Source organism: Bartonella sp. DB5-6 (assembly GCF_000278115.1).
Taxonomy (GTDB): Bacteria; Pseudomonadota; Alphaproteobacteria; order Rhizobiales; family Rhizobiaceae; genus Bartonella; species Bartonella refiksaydamii.
Genome location: NZ_JH725122.1, coordinates 1 through 1,892 on the forward strand (window position 1 = coordinate 1; position 1,892 = coordinate 1,892).

Here is a 1,892-nt window from a genome sequence, read left to right on the forward strand (position 1 = left end):
TACCGGATCACCTTCGTTATCCACACTGAGAGGATAGGCATCCACCTCATCTAAAATCAGATAACGAATAGGCATGGAACGCAAACCAGCAGCACTGTTTGCTCCTGTAAGCATCAATGCACCACCATCAAACTCTTTCGAAAACATTGTATTACCGCTGTCGCGTGCCCGCGCTGGGGCAATGCGTTCGCTTAAAGCAGGACTTGCCATAATCATTGGGTCAAGACGGGTTTTTGAAAGCTTCTTCGCTGTCTCAACCGTTGGCATCACATAAAGGGCAGGTCCCGGACTATAATGAATGGCATAACCGCAGAAGTTCAATCCTGCTTCAGACATGCCAACTTGCGCCCCTTTCATGACAATGGTTGTCTCTATAGGTTTGTAAGAGGAAAGGTTATCCATGATTTCGCGCAAATAAGGGGTGCGCTTTGTTCTCCAAAGCCCAGGCTCAGCACTTGCTACGGTGCTAAGGTATCTATTCTTGTCCGCCCATTGCGAAACCCTGTACGGTGGGTCTGGTTGTCGTGCATCATTGGCATTAGCGAAAAATTCTTCGACGGCATTGTCATCCATTATTCGTTTCTTGCAAGCTCTCTAACTCTGGAGAATGAGGGTCATGAAAAGGCACGGGAATGGTAACCGCCTCAAGCAAAGCGGTTCTCATAGTATAATCAATGGCACCAATAAGGCTGGCCGCATCACATCCAACTTGTGCGGCAATGCTTGCCCCGAAACGATGTGGAAAATTCAACATGGCATCACGGTGTGCTCTTCCAAACTCACGTGCCGCCTTTTTCATTTCTTCTCGATCAACGGTTGTTTCGCGTAGTCGTTCAAGGGCAATCTTTTCGCTTTCAAGCGCAACTTGCATTCTCTCCAGTTTTATCTTGTATTCATTGGCACCATCTGTGGAGGCTTGTTTGATCTTTGTCCGCCGTTGTCCATCCGGTGCTAAAAGTGGGGCAGGGCGCTTTGTTGGATTCTCATTCCAGATGCTTGTGGCAAGGGCTTCATTGACAGAACCATCTTCAAAAAGAGCCTTATCAAATTTGCCTGTCTTAAATCGAGAAATAACCGCATTATGTGAAACACCCATCTTCTTCGCAAACGCACGAACCGATATGCCCTCACGATGTTTCTTATTCATAGTTGCTCCTTGCCTTGATTTCTTTCTCACCTTGAGGAATGAGGTTTTCGGCGTATTAGGATAGAGAGAGTTTTACGTCACGAACTGAAAAACAGGATTCAACGCGATAAGGAGATATTTTACATATCGTACTGTACACACTGAAATCATTATTTATCAATGAGTTAAGTGTACAATGTACAGTCAATTTGAAAATTCTGTCACTAGCGATAGTTTGCGCTAGCCTGCCCCGCAACAGACCCAACCCGCTGGGAAGTACCTTTTGCATTGATTGCATTGAATTTTTTCTGGAAAAAACTAAAGCACAAGCGATAATCTGCTTTAAAAATTAAAACCGCGGTGTATAGCACGTAGGCATAGTTTAAAAACATTATTTAGCTTTCTTGTTAGCAGCGTATTCATGACGAGCAAGTTGGTACTGTATGTTGGCAATTAATCTCTCATTGGCTTTTTTTACAATAGAACTTGCAATTTCTGGTTTGGACATCACTCCAGCAATTGATGCTCCCTCTTGTTTTGCAATAGGGAATTGATCTCCATCCGCTCTTTGAAACACATTGTTTCCCATCTTTAATGTAACACGCTTAGGAAATTTTCCCCCGCAAATAAAAGCATGGGGTAAGATTTCTTTTTTCCCAAACATTTTGTAAGTTACACCCTGTTTTGTTTCTTGTGCTTGAAAAAATTTAAGAGGTATCGGTGTTCCAGAACCAATGATATCTGTCTCAAGAAACTTTGCTGTAGC

3 protein-coding genes are annotated in these 1,892 nt (G+C 43.6%); all 3 read right to left on the minus strand.

Translation table 11 applies throughout. The features are described 5' to 3' along the window. Positions 1-573 (minus strand): phage terminase large subunit family protein (locus MCO_RS07970; RefSeq protein ID WP_007553716.1); only part of this gene is annotated, 573 nt, incomplete at its 3' end. Next, positions 566-1,147 (minus strand): hypothetical protein, encoded by a 582-nt coding sequence (locus tag MCO_RS07975; protein ID WP_007553718.1) that lies wholly within the window; start codon positions 1,145-1,147, stop codon positions 566-568. The genes MCO_RS07975 and MCO_RS07970, both read right to left, overlap by 8 nt. Before the next feature lie 370 nt (positions 1,148-1,517). Then, on the minus strand, positions 1,518-1,892 hold a 375-nt coding region (locus MCO_RS07980; protein ID WP_007553720.1), incomplete at its 5' end, for a hypothetical protein.